The 4,474-nt window shown below is 48.5% G+C and carries 4 protein-coding genes; 3 read left to right on the top strand and 1 reads right to left on the bottom strand.

Annotation, left to right across the window (positions count from 1 at the left end; all coding sequences use genetic code 11):
* The first annotated feature begins 184 nt into the window (after positions 1 to 184).
* Entirely contained in the window at positions 185 to 367 is a 183-nt protein-coding gene (locus tag J0895_RS06815) for a hypothetical protein (protein WP_207087351.1), read from the top strand.
* A gap of 131 nt (positions 368 to 498) precedes the next feature.
* Here J0895_RS06815 and J0895_RS06810 read toward each other — a convergent pair whose 3' ends face one another.
* Positions 499 to 2,754, bottom strand: a complete 2,256-nt coding sequence (locus J0895_RS06810; RefSeq protein ID WP_207087350.1) for a serine/threonine-protein kinase — start codon at positions 2,752 to 2,754, stop codon at positions 499 to 501.
* 358 nt (positions 2,755 to 3,112) lie between these two features.
* On the opposite strand from J0895_RS06810, the gene J0895_RS06805 reads away from it, so the two are divergent.
* Both J0895_RS06805 and J0895_RS06800 read left to right on the top strand, forming a co-directional pair.
* On the top strand, positions 3,113 to 3,781 hold the full coding sequence (locus J0895_RS06805) for a bifunctional 4-hydroxy-2-oxoglutarate aldolase/2-dehydro-3-deoxy-phosphogluconate aldolase (protein ID WP_207087352.1): 669 nt from the start codon (positions 3,113 to 3,115) through the stop codon (positions 3,779 to 3,781).
* Between the two features lie 109 nt (positions 3,782 to 3,890).
* On the top strand, positions 3,891 to 4,406 hold the full coding sequence (locus J0895_RS06800; protein ID WP_207087349.1) for a L,D-transpeptidase: 516 nt from the start codon (positions 3,891 to 3,893) through the stop codon (positions 4,404 to 4,406).
* Positions 4,407 to 4,474 lie beyond the last annotated feature (68 nt).

Raw genomic sequence — 4,474 nt, 5'->3', positions numbered from 1 at the left:
AGGACTAACAACCAGTTGTGCAGATGGCACAATCCTTTTCTTGTGGGGAGAGAGTATCTCCCTAGAACCGGGGTTGTAAGGAAGTAGACGCTATTGAAAGTGACACCAGAGTTGGAGACGCCACGGTGTGGGTCTCGCTATTCTCCGTTATAGAAAGTCAATCTAAAACGGAAGGAAGTCAATCATGCGTTTATCCACCTCAGTCTTACTGTTCGGTCTAGTCGTTTCTACGGTTGCTGTGCAATTGGCGGGATTTGCTTCTGCTTCGCTGCAAGGGGTTGAGTCCGATCGCACTGCTGAGATTTTAATGTCCGATGAGTCCCGCTGTGGTCTTCATGATGGCCGTCGCTGCGACGATCGCTCATAGTCTGATTGTCAAAGTCGCGATTTTGTAAGTTCTCAGGCGCGATCGCCCGTTCAAAATCTATGTCCAGTCTATTTTTAAGGGAAACTCTGGTAACTTTATGGGTCCGGCTGCCATCAGGGGTGCAATACAGCTTACCGAATTCCCCAGATCCGAATGGTGCGATCGCCACTGCCGGAAGCAAGTCTATACCCATCGGGACTAAAAACAATTGATTCGACCCATCGCGAATGTCCAGATAAGGTTTCTACCAGTTCTCCACTGGCTAAATTCCAAAGTTTAATTCGACCCGTTAAAGTACCTCCAGCAATCGTGTTGCCATCGGGACTAAATGCTACAGAAAACATCGTCCCGGCATGACCAGAAAATGACTTAATTTCTTGACCTTTACTCAAATCCCACAATTTAATTGTATTATCTGAACTACCGGATGCCAGCATCTTCCCATTGGGACTAAACGCCACAGAAAACACGGTTCCCACATGGCCGGAGAGTTGCTGGTTTTCAGTTTGAGCTAATCCGGATTCCGTGGGTTGACTGGCAACTGCCCATAATTTAATCGAACCATCCTGGGACCCACTGGCTAGGGTTTGACCATCGGGACTGAATACCACAGAAAAGACGGTTCCTAAATGGCCGGAAAATGTTCCAATCGCTTCCCCTGACTCCAGATTCCACAGGTAAATATCTCCCTCTTCAGAACCACTGGCTAGGAGTTGACTATCGGGACTAATGGCAATAGAAGAAATGCCCAAAGATGTCCCGGCAATGGTATATAATAATTCTCCTGTGGCTAAATTCCAAATTTTAATCGTTCCGCCGTACCCATTGCTACTACTAGCCAGGAGAGTTCCATTGGGGGCGATCGCCACCGATGAAACCATTTCTCCGGCATCGGAATGTCCGGTTAAAGTGCGAATTAAAGCGCCGGTTTCTAAGTTCCAAATTTTAATAGTGCCATCAAAACTTCCCGAGGCGATCGCCCGTCCATCGGGACTCACCGCTACCGATCGCACGTCTTGGGAATGTCCCGTTAAAGTATTTGACAACTTGATATCATTAACCGCAATCGCTGGGGATAACTGCCGATTTCTTAAGCGTGAAGAAGGCGATATTTTCCCTGAATCCACCTTAACGGGAGTAGAATTATCCAGGGAATTAACCGGGGCGATCGCCTCCGCCAACCCTCCATTAGCCCCCATCAGCACAGCAGTAGCTTCAGGGTCTTCTGGGACCGATAAAGCATCCGGGTTCCCCTCCAAAGCTGCTTGTTCGGCGAGAGCACCGACATTTCCTAAACCAGCGAGTCCAAACCGATACAGATTCACCTGAGTGAGGGCTACCACCCCAAATAGTACCACTCCACCCCCCAGGACCAATGGCATTTTCCACTGTTCTAGCCGATCTACCAGTCGGTTTGAAGGATCCAACATCGTGAACCGGCCCCTGGATTTCCCCCGGCGATGCAACATCAAATCCAGTTCCGCCAACCGTTGCAAAATCATCTCGGTACTTTGAGGGCGTTTTCCCGGTAACCGCGCCATCAATTCATCAATAAAATCTGCTAATTTTGGAGAAATTTGAGGGGCTGCCTGTCGCCAGCGCAATTCATCATTGAGAGGGTCGTAAAAATCCAGGGGATGTTTGCCCGTGAGTAACTGCACAAATGTCCGTCCCAACCCAAAGAAATCCGACTGGGGAACGGGTTTGCCATTTTCCTGTTCTGGGGGTGCATATCCTTTAGAAGAAATCACCGTTCCTTGTTGTCCCACGGCCATTTTTGCTAGATAAGTTCCGCTAACTTCCCGGGCGGAACCAAAGTCAATTAAAGTTAATTGTTCAGTCCCAAACGCTTTGATTTGCGTGGGGTCGCGCAGCATAATATTGGCAGGCTTAATATCGCGATGAAAATACTGCTGATTGTGAACTTGATGTAAGATTTCTGTAAGCTGTAATAACCATCCAATTGCCTGTTGTTGAGTAATCGGTTCATGGTTACGAGTGGCTAACCATTCCTCTAAATTCTGCCCCTGGATTTTTTCCATCACCAGACAATGGACTGGGGTCTTGCTATATCGAGGGGTAAAGGTAAAATAACCCCCCGGTTCCACTGCTGGAATGCCGGGGTGTCTGAGGCGTTGTAAAACTACTGCTTCTTGTTTAAATAAGGTAATGGCCTTGGGATTTTGTTCCGTGAGGACTTTCAAGACCTTGGCAAACCCGCGATCGTCTACTTCAAAGGTTTGTGCAAAACCGCCGGTCCCCAGTAGTTTCACGATGCGATAGCGTCCTGCCACAACAAGTTCCGAACCGCATTGGCGACAAATGCGATTCTTGGCATTTAAGGGGTCTGTGGGTCTGGGACAGGAGGGGTTGATACAGTAGCTCATGGATGGCTACGGGCTTGCAATATCCCGACTATAGGCTGATTAGGGATGCCTAGACTTTTTAATATTAGACTCAATTTTAAGGGGTTCATATCATCCCGATGAATTAATTGAACGGGAATCTGGACAACTGAGGGTAGAGTGGGTTAAGGGGGTTGAAATGGCGGACTGGTAGAAAATAGTCCCGATCGCCTGGGGATGATCTCTTCGGTACGCTCCTTCCATTAGGATAACAAGGAGTGCTTACGAAAGGGGAAAAGCCTTTGACTTGCAAGAATTATAGGTGGAGGGACGGAATGGTTCACCGATCAACGCTTCTGACTCTTCCAAAGGGGCAAGTTTGTAGAAATATAAATGGATGATGTCTGAAAAGTCCTGGTTAAAATTGCTACAACAATACCGCGCGATCGCAGTTATTCGTGCCGCCACCTTTGAATTGGGGTATGAAATGGCCAAGGCGGTCGCCAGAGGCGGGATTCACCTGATTGAAATTACCTGGAATAGCGATCGCCCGGAGGACCTGATCGATATCCTGCGATCGGATTTACCCCAATGTACGATTGGGACGGGCACGCTGTTAAATCAGGGGGATCTGCATCGGGCGATCGCTGCCGGTGCTCAATTCCTGTTTACCCCCCATGCCGAACCGGCCCTGATTCAAGTCGCTGCTGCTTCTGGAGTTCCCATCATCCCCGGGGCACTTTCTCCCACCGAAATCGTCACCGCTTGGCACGCCGGGGCCAATTGCGTTAAAGTTTTTCCGATCTCAGCCGTGGGTGGCCCCCACTATATCCAAAGTCTCCACGGCCCCCTCGGTCATATTCCCTTAATTCCCACCGGCGGCGTCAATCTCCAGAATGCCATCTATTTTCTCAAAGCAGGGGCGATCGCCGTCGGACTCTCCGGGGATTTATTTCCCAAAAAGCTGATTGCAGACCAAGATTGGGACGCTATCTCGGACCAAGCCCGAATCTTGACTCTTTCCATCCAAAACTTTAATAATAAAGAGATAAGCTGCTCCGGAAATTAACCCTTTCGGGATTGTAGCTAACTCCCAAATCACAGTTCCCATCCCACAACTTACGCAATTCTTAACACAATTCACCTATTTCAACAAGTATCTGGAGATATAAATTGTCATGAAAACAAAAATTAGCTCCATCCGTCTGAGACCCGTTCGTTTATTGGGCGCCATCAGTGCCTTGACCCTCTCTGCGTTCTGTGGGTTTGCTCAACCCCAAGTTGCTCAAGCGGTAGAGCATGACCGCATTGCCCGAATGATGCTCGATTTGCAATCCTCCCCCGATCGCTGGATTCAAATCGACCTCACGGAACAAAAATTAATGGCATGGGAAGGCAATAATGTTGTCTATGCTGTTACCGTTTCTACAGGGAAAGAAGGACATTCCACTCCTCCTGGCACCTTTGCCGTTCAAACCAAGTATGACGTCACCCGGATGCAAGGGGACACCTATGATGTGCCTGACGTTCCTTTTACCATGTACTACTATGGCGGTTATGCCATTCATGGTGCCTATTGGCATAACAATTTTGGCACCCCCATGAGTCACGGTTGTACCAATGTCGCTGTCAATCACGCTGAATGGTTATTTAATTGGGCAGAAGTGGGAACGCCGATTGTAGTTCATTATTAAGTCGCCCTTTACTCCGCATTAATCCGGAAACGACTGAAGTCGTTACTACAAACGGGGAAATTATTCTT

It is taken from the genome of Phormidium pseudopriestleyi FRX01 (genome assembly GCF_017313335.1).
GTDB classification, from domain to species: domain Bacteria; phylum Cyanobacteriota; class Cyanobacteriia; order Cyanobacteriales; family Laspinemataceae; genus Laspinema; species Laspinema pseudopriestleyi.
This window is presented reverse-complemented; position numbering and strand designations above follow the sequence as displayed.